General features: G+C 71.7%; 13 protein-coding genes and 1 pseudogene. 4 read left to right on the forward strand and 10 right to left on the reverse strand.

Features of this window, described 5'->3' with window-relative positions; genetic code table 11:
- Positions 1 to 114: 114 nt before the first annotated feature.
- Positions 115 to 1407 carry an MFS transporter gene (locus A2CP1_RS12730; RefSeq protein ID WP_012633659.1) on the reverse strand — a complete coding sequence of 431 codons (1293 nt, stop codon included), beginning with the start codon at positions 1405 to 1407 and terminating at the stop codon, positions 115 to 117.
- A gap of 33 nt (positions 1408 to 1440) precedes the next feature.
- On the reverse strand, positions 1441 to 4014 hold the full coding sequence (locus A2CP1_RS12735; RefSeq protein WP_012633660.1) for a M1 family metallopeptidase: 2574 nt from the start codon (positions 4012 to 4014) through the stop codon (positions 1441 to 1443).
- A 203-nt stretch (positions 4015 to 4217) separates the two neighbouring features.
- Between A2CP1_RS12735 and A2CP1_RS12740 the strand changes: the two genes are divergently transcribed.
- On the forward strand, positions 4218 to 5201 hold the full coding sequence (locus A2CP1_RS12740; RefSeq protein WP_012633661.1) for a zinc-dependent alcohol dehydrogenase family protein: 984 nt from the start codon (positions 4218 to 4220) through the stop codon (positions 5199 to 5201).
- A gap of 247 nt (positions 5202 to 5448) precedes the next feature.
- The gene (locus A2CP1_RS12745) at positions 5449 to 7389 is read left to right on the forward strand and encodes an acyl-CoA dehydrogenase family protein (protein ID WP_012633662.1); all 1941 of its coding nucleotides are present in this window, start codon (positions 5449 to 5451) and stop codon (positions 7387 to 7389) included.
- A 70-nt stretch (positions 7390 to 7459) separates the two neighbouring features.
- On the opposite strand, the gene A2CP1_RS12750 is transcribed toward A2CP1_RS12745, so the two are convergent.
- Positions 7460 to 9178 (reverse strand): HNH endonuclease signature motif containing protein, encoded by a 1719-nt coding sequence (locus tag A2CP1_RS12750; RefSeq protein ID WP_012633663.1) that lies wholly within the window; start codon positions 9176 to 9178, stop codon positions 7460 to 7462.
- Between the two features lie 148 nt (positions 9179 to 9326).
- Positions 9327 to 9605, reverse strand: coding sequence for a hypothetical protein (locus A2CP1_RS12755; protein ID WP_150106345.1), 279 nt, complete (start codon positions 9603 to 9605; stop codon positions 9327 to 9329).
- Positions 9606 to 10005: 400 nt separating this feature from the next.
- Between A2CP1_RS12755 and A2CP1_RS12760 the strand changes: the two genes are divergently transcribed.
- On the forward strand, positions 10006 to 10833 hold the full coding sequence (locus A2CP1_RS12760) for a hypothetical protein (RefSeq protein ID WP_012633665.1): 828 nt from the start codon (positions 10006 to 10008) through the stop codon (positions 10831 to 10833).
- An 83-nt stretch (positions 10834 to 10916) separates the two neighbouring features.
- Here the strand turns inward: A2CP1_RS12760 and A2CP1_RS12765 are convergent, their stop codons facing one another.
- From A2CP1_RS12765 to A2CP1_RS12780, 5 genes and pseudogenes are all read right to left on the reverse strand, one after another.
- Positions 10917 to 11609: a hypothetical protein gene (locus A2CP1_RS12765; RefSeq protein ID WP_041450510.1), complete on the reverse strand. Its 693-nt coding sequence runs from the start codon at positions 11607 to 11609 to the stop codon at positions 10917 to 10919.
- A 383-nt stretch (positions 11610 to 11992) separates the two neighbouring features.
- Positions 11993 to 13184, reverse strand: a pseudogene (locus A2CP1_RS12770) (IS256-like element ISAde5 family transposase).
- A 71-nt stretch (positions 13185 to 13255) separates the two neighbouring features.
- Positions 13256 to 14002 carry an RHS repeat-associated core domain-containing protein gene (locus A2CP1_RS24070; protein ID WP_425358186.1) on the reverse strand — a complete coding sequence of 249 codons (747 nt, stop codon included), beginning with the start codon at positions 14000 to 14002 and terminating at the stop codon, positions 13256 to 13258.
- Positions 13981 to 14403: a tetratricopeptide repeat protein gene (locus tag A2CP1_RS24075; protein ID WP_150106346.1), complete on the reverse strand. Its 423-nt coding sequence runs from the start codon at positions 14401 to 14403 to the stop codon at positions 13981 to 13983. Before A2CP1_RS24075 ends, A2CP1_RS24070 begins: the two co-directional genes overlap by 22 nt.
- A gap of 23 nt (positions 14404 to 14426) precedes the next feature.
- Positions 14427 to 16424, reverse strand: a complete 1998-nt coding sequence (locus A2CP1_RS12780; protein WP_012633668.1) for an RHS domain-containing protein — start codon at positions 16422 to 16424, stop codon at positions 14427 to 14429.
- Positions 16425 to 16438: 14 nt separating this feature from the next.
- Here A2CP1_RS12780 and A2CP1_RS12785 point away from each other — a divergent pair, with 14 nt between their 5' ends.
- A complete protein-coding gene (locus tag A2CP1_RS12785; RefSeq protein ID WP_041450407.1) occupies positions 16439 to 16903 on the forward strand; it encodes a hypothetical protein in 465 nt (154 codons plus the stop codon).
- 69 nt (positions 16904 to 16972) lie between these two features.
- Here the strand turns inward: A2CP1_RS12785 and A2CP1_RS12790 are convergent, their stop codons facing one another.
- Positions 16973 to 18436, reverse strand: coding sequence for an IS66-like element ISAde1 family transposase (locus A2CP1_RS12790; protein WP_012631481.1), 1464 nt, complete (start codon positions 18434 to 18436; stop codon positions 16973 to 16975).
- Between the last annotated feature and the right edge of the window lie 13 nt (positions 18437 to 18449).

The raw sequence follows: 18449 nt of genomic DNA on the forward strand, positions 1-18449 counted from the left end.
CCCGGCCGCCGGACGGCGCCGCGCGCGCGAGGGGCCCCGAACCACGTTGTGGACGGCGGCGCCGCGCGACAGGGCTCGCGCCGGCCCCGATGCGGGCCGCGCCGGCGATCCGGGTCAGGAGGGGCGCACGGCGGGCGCGGGGCGGCGCGTCACCAGCAGCATCGCGAGCAGCACCGCGATGCCGCCCAGCGTGAGCGCCGCGTCGGTGAGGAGCACGCCGCGCGCCTCGGCGATGCCGAGCGTCCGGTGCAGCCAGGCGCCGCCGAGGCCGTCGGCGGCGGTGACGTAGCTGATGGCGAGGTTGGCCGACGCGTTGAAGAGCGCGTACTTCGTGGCGGTCGCGGCCGAGAGCCCCACCATCTCGAGCACCATCCCGGCCCAGGTGGCGAACGCGATCCCGCCCGCGAACAGGTACGTGAACGTGCCCCAGGCGTAGGTCCACTCGTTCAGCGGCGCGGCGGCCATCGCCACGGCGCAGAGCGCGGTCAGGCCGCCGGACGCGGCGTAGGCGACCCGGCGGCTCATCCGGTCGGCGAGGACGCCGCCCAGCAGCGCCCCCACCGCGCTGGCGATGCCGCCGCCGACGCCGTTCGCCATCCCCACCAGCCGCGCGCTGGCGCCGTACTGCTCGGAGATGCCGGTGAACAGGTTGGACATCGCCTGGCAGCCGACCGGCGCGAGGCAGATGACGAGGCCGGTGAAGCCCTCGCGGCTCCGCACGGTGGACCAGAGGTCGCGCAGCATCGCCCCGAGGTGCCGGACCGTGGCGCGGGCCAGCCCGTGCGCCGCCCGGACCGCCGGGTCGACCAGGCGCGGCTCGACGATGCGCAGCGCGAACGCGGCGCCGGCGAGCACGAGGACCGCCAGCGTCAGCCCGGCCGCGCGCGGGGAGACCGCGTCCGACACCAGGATCGCCACGGCGCCGAGCAGCCCGGTGCTGCCGACGTTCGAGGCCATGGCGAACCCCCCCACCTTGCCCTTGTCGGCGAACCGGGTGGTCGTCGCCATGAGCGCGTTGTTGGCGGCGTGGCCGGTGGTGGCCGCCGCCTGCAGCGCGGTGAGCAGCGCCGCGAACAGCGGCAGGTTCGCGAGCGGATCCGGCAGCGCCGAGATCACCGCCAGCAGCGCGGCGGTGGTGGCGGCCATGGCCAGGTACCAGACCTTGCGGTAGGCGCCGAGGTCGAGCACCGGGATCCACAGCAGCTTGAACGCGTGCGCCAGGTTCGCGCCCGCCGCCACCGCGGCGATGGCCTCGATGGAGAAGCCGCGCCGCTCCATCCAGAACGGCACGCCCAGCGAGAGGTAGCCGACCGCCGCGCCGAACGGGAAGTCGAGGAACAGGAAGATCCAGGGCGGCGTCGGCTTCGCGGGATCGGCCGGGACGGCGCCGGCGGGCGGGGTGGTCACGGCGGCGGATTGTAGCGGCTCGCGGCCGCCGCGCTAGCGTCCGCCGCGCGCCAGCCACGCGCCGACCTGGGCGGTGGTCCGCTCGCGCAGCTCCACGTCCTGGCGGAGCCGCTCCAGCGTCTGCGCGATGGCCTGGCGCGCCTCCTCGACCGGGTGCGCGGCCAGGAACGCCTCGGCCTCCTCCAGCTCCCGCCGCTCCACCAGCGCCCCCATTCCCTCCACCACGCGGCGCAGCAGCATGGGCGCCCCCTGCACGCGCCCGAGCAGCGCGTCCCATTCGCCGCGCAGCCGGGCCCAGTACGGCCCGCGCGCGGTCCGGTTGGCGAGCAGCGCCGCGGAGTAGGAGGCCACGTCCTGCAGCGGGACCTCCTCCCCGCCGAGCAGCACCTCGATGCCCCGGGCGGCGAGGACCGGATCCTCGAACGCGGCCTGTGCCAGCAGGTAGCGGCGGCGGAAGGCGGGGTCGGCCTCCTTGCGGAACAGTCCCTGGAACGCGTCGAAGCGCGCGGCGTCGCCGTCGCGCGCCACCATGGCCACGAGCGCGTCGTGCAGGTTGGGCTCGACCGCGGCGCGGTCGCCGGCGAGCCAGCGATCGAGCCGCTCGCGGGCTTCCTGCGCCGGCCCGGGCGCGCGGGCCACCAGCCCGAGCGCGCGCACCGCGGCGGCGCGGCGGAGCCGCACCGTGTCCGGCTCGCCGGGCGCCGCGTCCCAGCCGGTGACGGCGAGCTGCGGCGCGAACAGGCGCGCCACGAAGCCCCGGAGCGCCGGCCGATCCGCGTCCGCCACCAGCCGGTGCTCCACGGTGGCGAGGCGCGCCACCAGCTCGTCGAGCACCGCGTGGTCCTCCTCGCCGGCGAACCGGTCGCACAGGTCGAGGAACGCCCCGATCTCGCGCGCGCCGGCCCGGACCAGCGCCCACTCGTCGGAGAGGAGCTGGATCCGCTCCGCGGGCGCGAGCGCCGCCAGGTTGCGACCCAGCGCGGCGAGGCCGGCGGCGTCGTACCGCACGCGGTAGAAGCCCGTGGCGCCGGCGTTCGCGCACACCCAGTCCGGCTCTCCGTCGCCGGCCAGCGTCACCTCGGCGGACCGCCCGCGCAGCAGCACCCGCTGCTCGGTGACCTTCCCGCCCTGCCCCACCCGCAGCACCAGCGGGACCGGCCACCCGGCGGCGGGCTCGTCCCCGGCCCGCGCCGGGTCCGACCAGAAGCGCTGCTGCTCCAGCCGCAGCGTGCGGCCGGCGCGCGACGCCGTCACGAGCGGGAAGCCGGGCTGGCGGATCCAGGCGTTCGCGAGCTCGACCACCGGCTCGCGCGAGGCCTCGGCGAGCGCGCCCCACAGGTCGTCGGCGACGGCGTTCGCGCGGGCGTGGCGGCGCATGTACAGCCGGATGCCGTCGCGGAAGCGCTCCTCGCCGAGGTAGCCCTCGATCATGCGGAGCACCGCCCCGCCCTTCTCGTAGGTGATGAGGTCGAACGCCTCGCCGGCCTCGGCGACGTTGTTCACGTCGGCGCGGATCGGGTGCGTCGAGCGGAGCGCGTCGAGGTGCATCGCCGCGGCCTTGCCCTGGTCGAACTCCAGCCACACCCGCCAGCCCGGGTTCCAGGCGTCCACGGTCTTGAACGCCATCCAGGTGGCGAACGCCTCGTTGAGCCACAGGTCGTCCCACCACGTCATCGTCACCCAGTTGCCGAACCACTGGTGCGCGAGCTCGTGGGTCACCACCTCCGCCACCCGCTTCTTCTGCGCCAGGGAGGCGGTGGCGGGGTCGAGCAGCAGCGCCACCTCGCGGTAGGTGACGAGGCCCGCGTTCTCCATCGCGCCCGCCTCGAACTCGGGCAGGCCGGCCTGGTCGAGCTTGCCGAACGCGTACGGCACGCCGAAGTAGTCCTCGAGCCGCGGCAGCACCTCCACCGCCACGTCCTGGCCGAAGCCGGTGAGGGCCAGCTTCTCGGGCGTGGCCCAGGTTCGCACGGGGACGCCGCGCACCGAGATCTCCGGCAGCGCCTCGAGCCGGCCCACCACCAGCGCCACGAGGTACGTGGGCAGCGGCGGGGTCTCGGCGAAGCGCACCCGCCGGATGGCGCCGCGCTCGACCTCCTCGATGGCCTCCGGCCGCCCATTGGAGAGCACCACCGCGTCGCGGGGCGCCTCGACCGTGAGCCGCCACGGCGCCTTGAAGCCCGGCTCGTCGAGGCACGGGAACACCCGCCGCGCGTCGGCGGCCTCGAACTGCGTCGCCGCGAGCCCCGGGCCGGCCAGGTACAGGCCGCGCAGGCCGCTGACGATGGCGCCCGCGAACTCCAGCTCGAGCACGGCCGGGCCCGCCGGCACCGGCGCGTCGAAGGAGAGCACGGCCGTCTCGCTCGCCGGCGCGAGCCGCACCGCCGCCTCGCGCCGGGCCTCGCCGGCCGTGACCACGGCGCGGGAGATCTCGAGGGCGGCCGCGTGCAGCACCAGCTCCGTGGACGGGGCGGCGAGCGCGAGCCCGATCCGGATCCGGCTGGCGAAGCGCCTGCCGTCCAGGTCCACCGCCAGGCTGGCGTCGTAGCCGGTCGGGCGGACGGTGGAGGGGAGGCGGAAGTTGCGGTCGTCGGTCGGGTGCGCCATCTCGTCTCCGGTCGGTGAATCCCGGCCGGCAGCATGCGGCCCGGGGCGTGCCGGGGGCAACGAGAAGATGCGGCTCCCCCCGGCGTGGCTGGCCGGTGCGGCGGGACCCGGGGCCGGGTTGCACGCAGCGTCCGTCGCCCCGCCGCCGAGGGCCCCCGCCCCGCCCGCTTGACCCGCTCCCCGGCGCCGTGTTCCGTCGAGCCATGCGCGCCATGGTCCTCGCCCGCCCGGGCGCCCCGCTCGCCCCGGCGGAGCTCCCCGATCCCGTCCCCGGACCCGGCGAGCTGCGGCTGCGGGTGGGCGCCTGCGGCGTGTGCCGCACCGACCTGCACGTCGCCGACGGGGAGCTGCCGGACCCGAAGCTGCCGCTGGTGCTCGGCCACGAGATCGTCGGGCGGGTGGATCGGGTCGGGGCCGGGGTGACCCGCTTCCGGCCCGGCGATCGGGTGGGGATCCCGTGGCTGGGCTGGACGTGCGGCCGGTGCGCGGCCTGCCGGAGCGGCCGGGAGAACCTGTGCAGCGCGGCGCGGTTCACCGGCTACCACCGCGACGGCGGCTACGCCGAGCTGGCCGTCGCGGACGCGCGCTACGCGTTCGCCATCCCCGGGGACTACGAGGACGCCGACGCGGCGCCGCTGCTCTGCGCCGGCCTCATCGGCCACCGCGCCTGGGCGCCGGTCCGCGGCGCCCAGCGACTCGGCCTCTACGGCTTCGGGGCCGCGGCGCACCTGGTGGTGCAGCTCGCCCGGCACGCGGGGCAGCGCGTGTTCGCGTTCACCCGGCCCGGGGACGCCGAGGCGCAGGCGTTCGCGCTGCAGCTCGGGGCCGAGTGGGCCGGCGCCTCGGGCGAGGTGCCGCCCGAGCCGCTCGACGCCGCCATCCTGTTCGCGCCGGTGGGCGCGCTCGTGCCCATCGCGCTCCGCGACGTGGTGCCGGGCGGCACCGTGGTCTGCGCTGGCATCCACATGAGCGACATCCCCTCGTTCCCGTACGCGCTGCTGTGGGGCGAGCGGACCCTCCGCTCGATCGCGAACCTCACCCGCGCCGACGGCGACGCGCTGCTCGCGCTCGCGCCCGAGGTCCCGCTCCGCACCGAGGTCGTCCCGTACCCGCTGGAGCGCGCCAACGACGCGCTCGCCGACCTCCGCGCCGGCCGGCTGCGCGGGGCGGCGGTGCTGGTGCCGTGAGCGGCCGCATTCACGGTCGGTGACGGCGTTCGCGAGGTTCTCGCTCCGGGTTCGACGGGGCTCACCCTGAGCGGCGCGCCCCCCGGAGCCGGTCGCGCGCCCGCCCGCCCGCTCCCTCGCCGCTCCGCCGGAACCTCGAAGGGTCCTGGCCGGTCCCGTTGTACCGGCGGCGCAGCGCGTTAGCTTGATTACAGAATCGACAGGCTGCCGCACCGCTAGGGCGGCAGGCCGAGCGAGCGAGGGCGCCATGACCGAGTCCGTTCACGCCGGCGAGGAGATCCGTCGTTCCCGCGAGGTGGCCGAGGCTTCCCGCGAGGCCGAGTGGCGCGGGGCCGGGTTCCTGCGCGACCTGTTCCTCGGCCGCTTCCGCGTCGGGCTCATCCACCCGTACCCGCTGCCCGGCGAGGAGCGGCCCGAGTTCGCCCGCTGGTACCGGACGTTCGAGCAGTTCCTGCGCGAGCACGTGGACCCGGTCGCCATCGACGAGACCGGCGAGTACCCGCCGCACGTGATGGAGGGCCTGCGCAAGCTCGGCGCCTTCGGGATGAAGATCCCGGTGGAGTACGGCGGCCTCGGCTTCGACCAGGTCGAGTACGGGAAGGTGATGGCGCTCCTCGGGAGCTGGGACGCCAACCTGACCGCGCTGCTGTCGGCGCACCAGTCGATCGGCGTCCCGCAGCCGCTGAAGCTGTTCGGCTCGGACGCCCTGAAGCACAAGTACCTGCCGCGCATCGCGAAGGGCGCCGTGAGCGCGTTCGCGCTCACCGAGGCCAACGTCGGCTCCGACCCGGCCCGCCTCGCCACCACCGCCGAGCGGTCGCCGGACGGCACGCACTACGTGCTGAACGGCGCGAAGCTCTGGTGCACCAACGGCACCATCGCCGAGCTGCTGGTGGTGATGGCGCGCGATCCGCGGACCGACGCCATCAGCGCGTTCGTGGTGGAGACGTCCTGGCCCGGCGTGGAGGTGACGCACCGCTGCCGCTTCATGGGCCTGCGCGCCATCGCGAACGCCGCGCTGCGCTTCACCGACGTGAAGGTCCCCGCCGAGAACCTCATCGGCAAGGAGGGGCGCGGGCTCAAGATCGCGCTCACCACGCTCAACACCGGCCGGCTCTCGCTCCCCGCCGCGGTCGCCGGCGGCGTGAAGAACGCGCTCGCGCTGTCGCGCACCTGGGCCGCCGCGCGCGTGCAGTGGGGCCAGGAGATCGGCAAGCACGAGGCCATCACGCACAAGCTCGCCGACATGGCGTCCACCGCGTACGCGATGGAGGCCGTCTCCGACCTGGCGCAGTCGCTCGCCGATCACGAGGGCTACGACATCCGGCTCGAGGCCGCGGCCGCCAAGGAGTGGAACACCGTCCAGGCGTGGCGGCTCATCGACGAGACCATGCAGATCCGCGGCGGCCGCGGCTACGAGACGGAGCGCTCGCTGGCCGGGCGCGGCGAGACGCCGGTCGGCGTGGAGCGCTGGATGCGCGACGCGCGGATCAACCTGATCTTCGAGGGCTCCTCGGAGATCATGCACCTGTTCATGGCCCGCGAGGCGGTGGACAAGCACCTGCAGATCGCCGGCGCGCTCATCGATCCGAAGGTGCCGGTCGGGAAGAAGCTCGCCACGCTGCCGAAGGTCGGCGCGTTCTACGCCACCTGGTACCTCGGCCTGTGGCTGCGCGGCCTGGTCGCCCCGCGCTACGGCGGCTTCGGCCGGCTCGCGCGCCACCTGCGCTTCGTGGAGCGCTCGAGCCGCAAGCTCGCGCGCGAGATCTTCCACTCGATGGTGGTGTTCCGCGCCGCCGCCGAGCGCAAGCAGGCGTTCCTGTTCCGCCTCGTGGACATCGCGAACGAGCTGTTCGCCATGTCCGCGAGCGTCGCCCGCGCCGACGCGCTCCGGCGCGAGGGCCGCCCCGAGGCCGCCGGCGCGATGCGGCTCGCCGATCAGTTCTGCCTGCGGAGCCGCCGCAAGGTGCGCGCGCTGTTCGGCGCGCTCTGGCACAACGACGACACCGTCGCGTACGCCGTCGGCCGCGAGGTGCTGGATGGTGAGCACGCGTGGCTGGAGCAGGGCGCCATGAGCCTCGACCTCACGGTCGAGGCGCTGCGGCCCAAGGTCCCCTCCCGCGCCGCGCCCGCGCCGGCCCCTGGTCCCGCGCGCCCGGCGGTGCCGGCGGAGGCGGACCCGGTCTGACAGCGCCGCCCGTTCGCGTGGTGCCCTGCTGCGGCGCGCGCTGACGCCCGCCGCCGTCAGCACGCGGCCGTCAGCACGCCGCCGCCGCCGCGCGGTCCGTCGCGTCGCCGCCGCGCCGGTGCGGTCCCGTCCAGACCTGGCCGCCCAGCAGCCACACCAGCCCCCCCGGCGCGCGCCCCTGGACGGAGAGGTGGCCGCCGTGGATGCAGCGGAGGTGGTGGAACGCGCAGAGGCCCACCAGGTTCTCGGAAGCGTCGCTACCGCCGTGCGAGCGGAAGTCGATGTGGTGCGCGTGCGCCGCGTGCCGGCTGCAGCCCGGCACCTGGCACCAGCCCGAGTCGCGCTCGCGGATGCGCCGCGAGCGCGTTCGTGAGCCCCCCGGCGCGTCCCCCCAGGTCGCGAGGAAGTGGAAGGCGATGACCGCCAGGCACGTTCCGGTGGAGAGCGCGGGCCCATGGCGCTCCCGGACCGAGGCGATCGCCGCCGCGAGCAGCACCGCCACCCCGCGCGGCAGGGACGCGACCAGCTGCCCCCGCGCACGCAGCTGCCCCTCGCGCTCGCCCTCCACCTCGCGGCGGAGCGCGACGCAGGTCGCCTCGAGCGCCCGCGGAATCCATCGAGCGATGTCGGACTCCTGCAGCCGCGCCAAGACCCGCAGCTTCTCGTAGGAGACGCCCCGCTGCCGCGCCTCCTCCAACGCCGGCGCCGCCGCCAGCCGGGCCTCCAGCGCCACGCGCTGCTCCACCGCCCGCGCCGGCAGCCCCAGCCGCTCCTCCACGTACTCCCGAAAGCTCCCATATCCGGACAGCCGGTGCATCCCGCTCCGCTTCACCGCGTACCCACACAACCCGATGATCCGCTCCCATCCCGCGCGGCACTCCGCCAGCGCGCGCAGGCGCGCGTCGAGCTCCTGCGCGGAGAGCGACTCGTGGAACGAGAGCTCCGGTGCCGGCAGCGCCGGGACGTCCGGAAGCTCCGCCCACCCGTCTGGCCCCAGGCTCGCCGTGGCGCCCCGCCGCGTCGACTCGGGGCCTCGCGCCCGGAACCCCGGACCCAGCGGACGGGAGTCGTCCCCGTCCGGATCGCCCGGGTGCTCCGCCAGGTACTCCTGGGCCAGCACCTCGAGCTGCTCGATGCGGCTCGACCCCGGCTCCAGCTCCCGGGCGAGCGCGAGCGCCTCGTCCAGCACCCGCCGCTCGTCCGGCGGCAGCTGCGTGCGCAGCTCGACCCACGCCTCGTCCTCGTCGTCACCGACGGCACCGCCCGCCCCGTCGCCCAGCGCTCGGGCCGCGCGGACCGCCGCCTCCAGTGCCCGGACCGTCTCCCTGCCCGCGCGCTCGACCCACGCCGCCTCCGCCTCGCCCACCGCGACCGGCAGGATCGTCTCCGCCGCCCGGAGCCGGACCCGCCCCGCGCGCAGCGCCTCGCGGAGCAGCGGCCGCTCGCGCAGCCCCGCGCCCAGCCGCGCCAGGTTCTCGGCCGCGCGCTTCCCCAGGTCGAGCGCCTCGCGGGCGTAGTCGTCGAGGTGACACCCCAGCGCCGCCAGCCGGTCGCCCCGCCTCAGCGCCGTGAGCCCTTCCGCCAACTCGACGTCGAGGCACCCCCGCATCCGCGCCGCCCAGACGAGGAGATGCTCGCCCACGTCGCCCTCGAGCTCGCCTCCGCGGAACCACGCCTCGATCTCGGCAGGCGTGAACGGCGGCAGCTCGACCCGCGGCGGCGCGTGGCGCGCCAAGGCCGCGTCCAGCGCGGCGGCGTCCAATCCGGCGGTGGCGTGCGCGGCGTTCATTGCGCACATCATTGCGCAATGGTCTGACACTGTCGGTCATGGCTCTGCTCACGAGCGGCGGCTCGGATGGGGTGCGAGGCGCGGCGAGAGCGCGCGCGCCAGGATCACCGTCGACGCCGCTCTGACCAAGCACCCGGTACCTGCTCCCCTACTCCAGGACGCCGAACACCACCGCCTCGAACTTCCTGCCGCTCTGCTTAGACTCGAAGTTCCTCAGAACGGCGCCGTTCTTCACGGTGACCTTTGACCTCTTCGGCACCTCGGCCTTCGGCACGGCGACCCAGACCTGACCCTTCTCCGTCTCCAACCGCAGCAGGCTGTACGGCGCCGCATCGACCCGCTCTACGACGGTACCCGTGATGGTGGCGTTCGGACCCGTGGGCGGCGGGGCGGTGGGGGAGGTGCAGGACACGAGCACCACGAGCACGAATGCTTTGCGCATTACTCCTCCGACAACTTTCGGGAGCGCCGCCCGGGCGCTGATTCAGCGATCCGATGCACCACAACAACAGAAGAACTACAGAAGGACGGTGCTCTTCCCGCACGGTCCGTGAATCTCACCGCGACTCGGTACGCGCCTGCGTCTAATTGTGTGTCGGCGGTCAAGATGGCTGGGACCTGGCCTACGCGACCCATCCCGAGATCTCCCTGCTCCGGCGAGGCCCCGAACGCCAGCAACGTCGTGGTCGAGCCCGGGTGCCCAGTAGCAAGCTACCGGACCACCCCTGCTGCCTCACGCCGTTGTTGGCGTTCTTGGCCTTGCTGGAGGGGGAGGATTTCGGGACCCCAGCCTGCACCAGCGGACCAGGGTGCTACGCTCGGACACCATGAACACGCCGGCCGAAGCCCTCGCGCTGTCGCACATCGGCTACGCCGAGGCCCAGGTCGTGGCCCGGTTCATCGACGAGAAGCTCCGGGCAGCCGTCGATGAGCGCACGCCGACGGGGCTCCACGGCATCGCCTTCCAGGGCCAGCTACTCCGGACCATCGCGTGGCTGAGGAGCCTCGCCAAGCTGGACGACCCCGGCAACGACTTCCAGGCCATCACCTCGGCCGCGCGCTCGGTCTTCGAGAGCGCGGTGGACGTGACGCTGATGCACTTCGACGGGTCTGCGAACGGGCCAGAGAAGATGGACGGCTGGGAGGACTCCGCCAAGTTGAAGCACTCCCAGAACGCGACCGAGTACCTCGCCGCCTCGGGGCGGGCACCCACCGACGCGGAGCGGACGGTGATGGCCTACGCCAGCCGCGAGAAGGACCGCGTCGAGAAGCTCCGGCTCCGCTGGTGGCCGAACGAGAACGGGCGGCACCCTCGGAACCGCTGGACAGGTCGCGACCTCGGGACCGACGCGCGGGAGGCCGACAAGCTCCTCCCGGAGGGCTTCGAGGAGTTCTACCGGCTGCGCTACCCGCAACTCTGCTGGAACGTCCACGGGTCGGGCTTGGCCGCGGTCGCGAACGTTGGCCCCGACGCCTTCGCCTACATCGGCGGGCAAGCCTACGAAGAGGCTGCCCAGTTCGCGACGGTCGTCGCGAAGGTCGTGGCGCTGCACCTCGGCTGCTGGAACGAGGAGGACTTCAAGCGCCTCGCCCAGCACGTCGAGGAGACGAGGGTCGCGGTCTACCTTGCGCACCAGGCGAAGCGCGGGGCGTGAGGCCGGACGAGCCGCTCGAACTCGGCGCCGCTCCGGTCCTCGAAGTGGATCGGGAGGACGGTGGCCTCGGGTGCGGCGGCTCGTCATCGCCGCTTCCGCGTCCTCCGCGTCGGCCTCCGAGCGCCCCCGGGGCCCGCGCTGCGCCGGGACGCGAGTTTCAGCGCCGCCGCGAAGAGGGCGGGCACCAAACCGGCACGGAATGAGAGCGCCTCGATTTCGAGCCCCTTCCCGTTCAGGAGGGCTGCGGCGACGCGAGGCCCGAGGAGGACTTCGGGGTCCGCCAGCGCCTGAACCACCTGGAGGTGCGCCTTGTCGAACGCCGACAGGTCGCGTGCCCGCAACCTCTCGGGCTCTACGTCGGGGTCGCCCATGGCGTCGAGGACTGCGTCCGAGACACCGTAGAACCGAGCGCGTTCTGGGCCAAGGTGGGCCCGCAACGAGAGGAACGTGTGCAGGTCCATCGGGTCGGCGTCCCCGACGAACGTGACGGGCCCCGAGCCGCCAGCTGCGAGCGCCGCGATGGCCGTCGCGTGCGCGCGGGTCAGCATTCCACTTGCCACCACCACGACCAGGCCCGCCGGCCAGCTAGACCTGCTCCAGCGCGCGACGGGCGCCTCCTTCGTGACGACCAGCACACGTCGCGGCGCGCCCGTCCCGACGAAGACCCGCAGAGGCGCGTCGCCTTCAAGGTCTTGCCCTTCCCATTCATCGGGATGCTGTTCAGCGAGCTTGCGGACCTTTGCCCAAGACTCTTGTAGCGCGCGCGCCCCGGTCACGTCTCCTCCTCAGATGCACTGAGAGTTATTGAAGCCACGGAAGGTGCACCCCGCGGCAATCCGCCTTGTTGCCCTGCTGCCCCACGTCCCGGTCGCCATGCTTCGGGTCCGTTGGGTTCCAGGTCGGGTCCGCTATACCCAGGCAAGTGCACTTGCACGTCCCGGCCTTGGGCGAGCAGTCGTTCGGCGCGGGCTGGGGGTTCTTCCACGGCCACCATGGCGGCGGCCATGGAATTACTGGGGGGCGGCGCGGTTCGGGAGTGCCACAGCACTCGGGACACCCGGGGAACTTCTTCATGCAATTACTGGGAGTGTCGAGCGTCTGACGGGTCAAGTCCCGATCAATGTGTAAAACGGACTCACGGTGAAGCTCCTCGTTTGCTTCACGCGGCCTTGGCGACGACAGCCTCCTTCGACTTCAGCAGGGACATGTCCAGGTAGCGGCGGTCGGTCCAGATCGCCGTGACCTGGAGCGCGACCGCGGTGACGAGCCGGAGGGCGCTCGCGCGGTCCGGGAAGGCGCCCACCGCCCGCGTCCGGCGCTTGATCTCGCCGTGGAGCCGCTCGAGCCCGTTCGTCGAGCGGATGCGGTGCCAGTGCTCCTTCGGGAACGCGTAGAACTTGGTGGCCGCCTCGAAGCCGGCCTCGAGGCACGCCATCGATTCCGGAAGCTGGCGCCCGAGGCCGGCGGCGAGCTGGGCCATCCGCTTGCGGGCCTCGGCCTTGGTCGGCGCCACGAACACCTGCCACACCTCGCGGGCAAGCCGCGGCCTGAGCTTCTGGGGGGCCTTGCCGACGACGTTGCGCTGCAGGTGGACGACGCACCGCTGCTGCGGCGCCTCGGGCAGGTGGAGCCGGACCGCCTTCGCGATGCCCGCGTGGGCGTCGGCGATGACGAGCTGGACGCCCGAGAGGCCGCGCTCGACGAGCTGCGCGAGGAGCTCGCTCCACGACTCCTCCGACTCCTCGGCGCCGATCGTCACGGCGAGGAGCTGGCGGTGGCCATTGAGGCCGATGCCGTAGGCCACCAGCGCCGAGACGTTCTCAACCGTCCGCGCCCAGCGGGCGTCGAGGAACGTGGCATCGAGGAAGAGGTACGGGATCGGGCCGGCGATGGGTGCGTTCCGCAGCTCCTCGACCTTGGTGCCCAGGGGTCTTCGCCACCCGGCTCACCGTCGACTTGCTCACGTGCTCGCCCATGAGCGCCTCGGTGATCTGGCCGATGTCGCGGGTCGAGGCCCCGTGGACGTAGGCGCTGACCATCGCGTCGTCGATCTCCGCCGACCGGCGTTTGTACCGTCCGATGACCGCGCCGCCGGCAGAGCCGCCCTCCCGAGCGCGCGGGACCTCGAGGTCGACGGCGCCCATCGTGGTGATGAGGCGGCGCAGGTACGTGCCGTTCCTGCTGTCGACGCGCTGGGCCTGCCGCTCCCACTTCTTGGCCCCGACCATCTCTCGGATCTCGTCCTCCAGCACGACCTCCAAGGCGACGCGGATCGCGCCCTGGAAGAGCGCGCGAAGATCCGTCCGGAAGTTCTCTTGCGTGGGCAGCTCAAGCTCGGCAACCTCGTTCACGGGAAAGCTCCTCGACCTCGCTTGGCGGCGAGGCCTGTTGGACTTGGTTTCGAGGAGCTTCCCTTCTCTCTTCACCCTCCGCGAACTTCCGAATCACACAATTCTAGGGACACGAACGTCTGACGCCCGGTCGGGTCCACGTTGGTCAGCGGGTTTCCGTCCCCGTAGTTGTACCAGTCGGGCGCGTACCAGCCGACCCCATCGAACCCACCCTCCAGCGCCAACGGGTCCAACTCCATGTACCTGCCGACCGACGGCAGATACCACCTGTTCCACTTGTAGTACGGCCCCTGGAGCCCGAGGCTCCCGAGCAGCCGCTCGTCGTACTGCCCCGGGAGCCGCAGGTTCGTCACGACCGTTTGTCCGGTGGCGGGATCGGGCGTCATCGTCTCGCTGACTTCCCCATAGGGCTTCGTGGCAGCGGACCAGACCGTGACTCCCTCTGGGCTCGATAGCGCCCGAGGCATGCCGATGTGGTCCAGGTGGAAGTAGTACGGTCTGGGAGCCGCCTGCGATGGCGTGTACTCGAGCTGCGCGAGGGGCCGTCCATCCAGCCAAACGTACTCCCGCAGCGGCGTCCACGGCCGCGACGGATCGTTCGTGAACCCCAGCTCACAACGCGTCCCAAGCCGGACGAAGCAGTACGGAGCCCCATCGATCGGCTCGACGACGGTCCCGGCGATGGTGGCCGTTCGGACCCGCGGGCGGCGGGGCGGTGGGGGACGTGCAGGAGAGGAGGGCCAGCACGAGCACGGAGGCCGTGGTGATGCCCAAGCCGCGTTCGGTGAAGCGGACGTCAGCCACTGCCGCCCTCCCACTTTGCGCGGGCAGCCGCGACTACGGTCTGAGCATCTTCATCGCCGCTTGACCGAGCCAAAGACGCTGCTCGCGCATGGCACGCCTGAGCCTCGCGGACTCGACCGAGTCGAAAGTAGACGTCAGCCAGCGCGACAAGCGTGAATGGCTGCGGACCTTCGGTGGCAATCGCCTCATCGTAATAGCTCGCCGCCCTCAAGAGGTCCCCGTCCTGGTCGCAAAGAAGCCCCGCCGTTTTGGCCAATAGAGCGGTGTTGGCTGGCCGAGAAGCGCTTGGCCGGCTACGAGCCAACGCTTCCTCCAGGCAAGCGATGGCTTCGCCAAGTTTGCCTGCCCGAGCGAGTTCGGAAGCAGCTCGAAGCGGGTTGTCCTCATCCTTCATGGACCGCCTCCAGAGACTCATGAACACACCCCAAGGCCCTCGCGCTATGGGTTCTGCTTCCAGGGAAGGCCATTAATACACCGGATATAGTTCTTCCATGCGCGCTCCATGCACGCGTCGTACTGGGCGTCGTCGCCAGACGTGTACCAATCAGCGCACCTAACCGTAGCCTCTTCGTACTGGACGCGGCATGGATCCTTGGGCGGACAACCACCGCCACCGCCCCCCGCCCCTCCCCCGGCTCCCGGTCCAGGGTCCGAACTATCTCCTTGACCCGGCCCAGGTTCCGCGCACCCTCGCGGGCTGTTTTCGCAAGGATCTCCTCCGGTCGGCGCTGGCCACAAGATCCCGATGCCTATGCCGATACCGGTGCCAATTGCAGCACCGATCCCTGTCCACCACGGCGGCGGAGGTGCCCAGTATAAGCCTCTCCGGTCGGTGTAGCGCACCGCGTTCTGGCCCGCATACCCGTACCAGTCCACGCCGTAGCCCGAGTTGAAGAACCCGCGCGAGGCAATCGGGTCCAACTCCAGATACCTTCCCACCCCCGGCAGATACCACCTGTTCCAGTTGTAGTACGGCCCCTGGAGCCCCAGGCTGCCGAGCAGCCGCTCGTCGTACTGCCCCGGCAGCCGCAGGTTCGTCACGACCGTTCGCCCGGTGGCGGGATCGGGCGTCATCGTCTCGCTGACTTCCCCATAGGGCTTCGTGGCCGCGGACCAGACCGTGACTCCCTCTGGGCTCGATAGCGCCCGAGGCATGCCGATGTGGTCCAGGTGGAAGTAGTACGGTCTGGGAGCCGCCTGCGATGGCGTGTACTCGAGCTGCGCGAGGGGCCGTCCATCCAGCCAAACGTACTCCCGCAGCGGCATCCACGGCCGCGACGGATCGTTCGTGAACACCAGCTCAGACAGCAGCTCGCCTGCCGGGCCGAACACGAAGTGCGTCCACTGCCCCGTGACAGCGACCCAGCGCGCGATGCGCCGCCCTTGAGCGTCGTACTTGAATCGAGCCGTCGGCTCGGTCACGTCCGAGTCGCGCGCACACGAGATTCCATCGCCTCCCGAGTTGACGCCGGCGCCGACGAGCGTCAGGCGGCCCAGCGGGTCGTGCCGAAGGCACATGACCGCGTGCGCCTGACCGTCCGAGTACGCGGCGATCGAGCTGACGTTGGTTTGCCAATCGTAGTCATAGGCATGGGTGAGCGCGAAGCCAGACGCACCTGGAACGCCGGAGTCGCGGATGCGATCCGTGACAACCGGCGACGACGTGTACTGACTCGAGGAGGCGTACCGATGCGTCAGATCGGAACCCGGGCCGAATCCCGGGCTGAAGCCGATCAGCCGGTCGCGAAAGTCATAGGCAAATCGCGAGGAGCTGCCGCCGTCCTGGACCATGCTGACGTCGCCGCTCGCCGTCATCATGTAGTCGAGCGCAAGCGGGCCGCTACGGATCGACGCGGGCTCGTACCGGAGGTTGACGGTCTGGCTGAAGCTCTGGCCATTCCCGAACACGAAGGCCTTCAGCGGACCGCCGGGCCACCTCGAGATCGCATCCGCGAACACGATCGTGCCGTCGGAGGTGCTCAACTTCCGAATCTCGCGCGACGCGGGATCGCGGTCTGCCTTCACGACGAGTCCTGACGGGTACGTCACTGTCTCGACGTACCCATCCACATCGTAGCCGTACTCCGTCACGATTGGCGCGCCGCCGTCTACCTGCGTAGCGACCACGCGGCTCTGCCGCCCGGCGGCGTCGTAGTCGATCTCGACGACGCGATCCGGCTCAACGGTGGTGGTGAGGAGGCCAGCGTGGCCGCGCTCGTCGTACCGGTGCTCGTACGAGACCTGCTTGTCATCCCAGGTGTCGCTCGCAGCCACGGTCCTCACGCGGTCGAGACCATCGTACGAGTACGTCACGACCACGTGATCGGTCGTGCGCTGGAGCAGGTTGCCGCGGGCATCGTAGGCGAAGCGTATCCGCCCGACGACGGGCGTCTTGCGACGGTAGACTGCTGAACGCTGTATCCGCCGTACGGTCACCGCGAGAGAACGGCATGCCCCAGGTCGATTCGCTGCTCAGGTCGGACATCCTCGCTTCTGTTGGAGGGTTTCGAGCACCCGCATCGGAGCCGATCTGGGCGGACAGTGGTGAGCCCACGACAGGAGGTGCTCAGCTTTTCTTCTACGTGACGCGAGCCAAGCACCACTTCGCCTCGCTGGGAGTCTTCTGGGTCCACGCGCTGTTCAACTTCCTTGAGGATCGGTTGGAAACCGAGGCCCTCGTCCAAGTGGCGACTCGCAGCTTATGTCACGAGGTGACGCCCGCCGAGGTTGTCGACGCGCTTCAAAGTCGGATGGGCCGTCCGCTGGAAAATACCGAACGCGCCACGATGCTCATGACGGGCGGAAGAGCTCTGCGCGTGTTTTCGATGCTCGTCTCCGAAGTGTGGTGGGCCGGCCTGGTCGAGGCCGAGGGTGCGTGCGTAGCCGTGTTCCTCGATTCGACGTCGAAGCAGTAGCCGGCAACTCTGCGCGTCGCAGGCATCGCCGCCCTTCTCCCGCTGCGTTCGAGTTCGCCGCCGACCCGCTCAGGCCGACGGCTCGGGTCTGGGTGGCGTCCAGTTGTGCGGCAGGAGCTCGTCGATCCGCGACGCCGGATGCGTCTGCACGCGGAGGAGGACGTCGGCGAGGTAGTCGACCGGGTTGATGCCGTTCGCCTCGCACGTCGCGATGAGCGAGTACAGGCCGGCCAGGTTCTCGCCCGCCGCGTCCGTTCCAACAAACAGGAAGTTCTTCCGTCCGAGGGCGCAGACGCGCAGCGCGCCCTCGCTCGCGTTGTTGTCGATGGGTAGATGGGGATCGGTGAGGAAGAGCGTCAGCTCGTTCCACTGGCCAAGCGCGTAACCGATCGCGACGCCGATCGGCGAGCGTGGCGGATGCCGCCCCTGCACGGCATCGAGCCACGCCCTGATCTCGTCGATGACGACGCGGCTGCGCGTCTGCCGCATCGCGAGGTGCTCCGGAGTGCCGAGCAGATCCGCGTCGAGCGCAGCGCGCTCGATCTTGTACAGCTCGAGGATGAGCTCCATCGCGTGCTTGGCGGCCGCTGTCGCGGTCGACTGGGCGTCGAAGAACTTCCTGCGAGCGTGGGCCCAGCAGCCGGCGCGTTCGCGTCCGCCCGGCAGCGTCACCTTGTTGTAGCCCTCGTACCCGTCGACGAGCAGCTTGCCGATCGTGCCTTCAAGCACGCGGACCGGAGTCTCGCCCGATCGGCTGCGGGAGAAGACGTACGCGATCAGCTCACGCTCCGCTTCGTCGCGCGCGATGAAGCTCCAGATCCAGGCGGTGCGCGTCTTCCCCTTCGCCTGCACGCGATGCGTCGTCTCGTCCGCGAGCACGATCTCCTTCTCGGCGACGAGATGCAGGAGCCGCTCGTAGAGGGGGTCCACCAGCTCCGCGGTTCGGTGGAAGAGATCGCCGAGGGTCGAGTCGTTCACCTCGACTCCGGTGCGCCGGTACGCCTTCGCCTGGCGGTAGAGCGGGAGTGAGTCGGCGCACTTCGAGACTGCCACCTGCGCCATGAACGTCGGGCCGAAGCGCGTCTTGTCGAACACCTTCGCCGGCCCGTCGGCGGTGATGATGGTCTCGCCGCACCGGCAGCGGACCTTCTTCTGCACGTGGAGCTGCCGCTCGATGCGCGCGGGGACGAGCTCGTACAACTCCGTCACCTTGCCTTCGCCGAGCGGCGTGAACTCGTGGCCTCCGCACTTCGGGCACGACTTCTGGTCTTCGCGGACCTCGTGAACGATCTTGCGAGCGACGAGCTGCCGCTTCTTCTCGGCGTTCTCACGCCGCTTCTGCTGGGCGGCGATCCGCTCGGCCTCGGCGTGCGCCGGATCGCGGATCGCCTCGGAGATCGGCGGCATCTTCTCGGAGCGCGCGCCGAACTGGTGGCGCTGCAGCTTCTCGAGCGTCGCTTCGACCTGCGCGAGCCGGGCCTCGAGCGCTTCGGCTCGCTCGCGCCACTCGCAACGATGATCGTCGCCGCCCATCGGCGACTGTAGA

Origin of the sequence: Anaeromyxobacter dehalogenans 2CP-1 (genome assembly GCF_000022145.1) — a bacterium.
GTDB classification, from domain to species: Bacteria; Myxococcota; Myxococcia; order Myxococcales; family Anaeromyxobacteraceae; genus Anaeromyxobacter; species Anaeromyxobacter dehalogenans.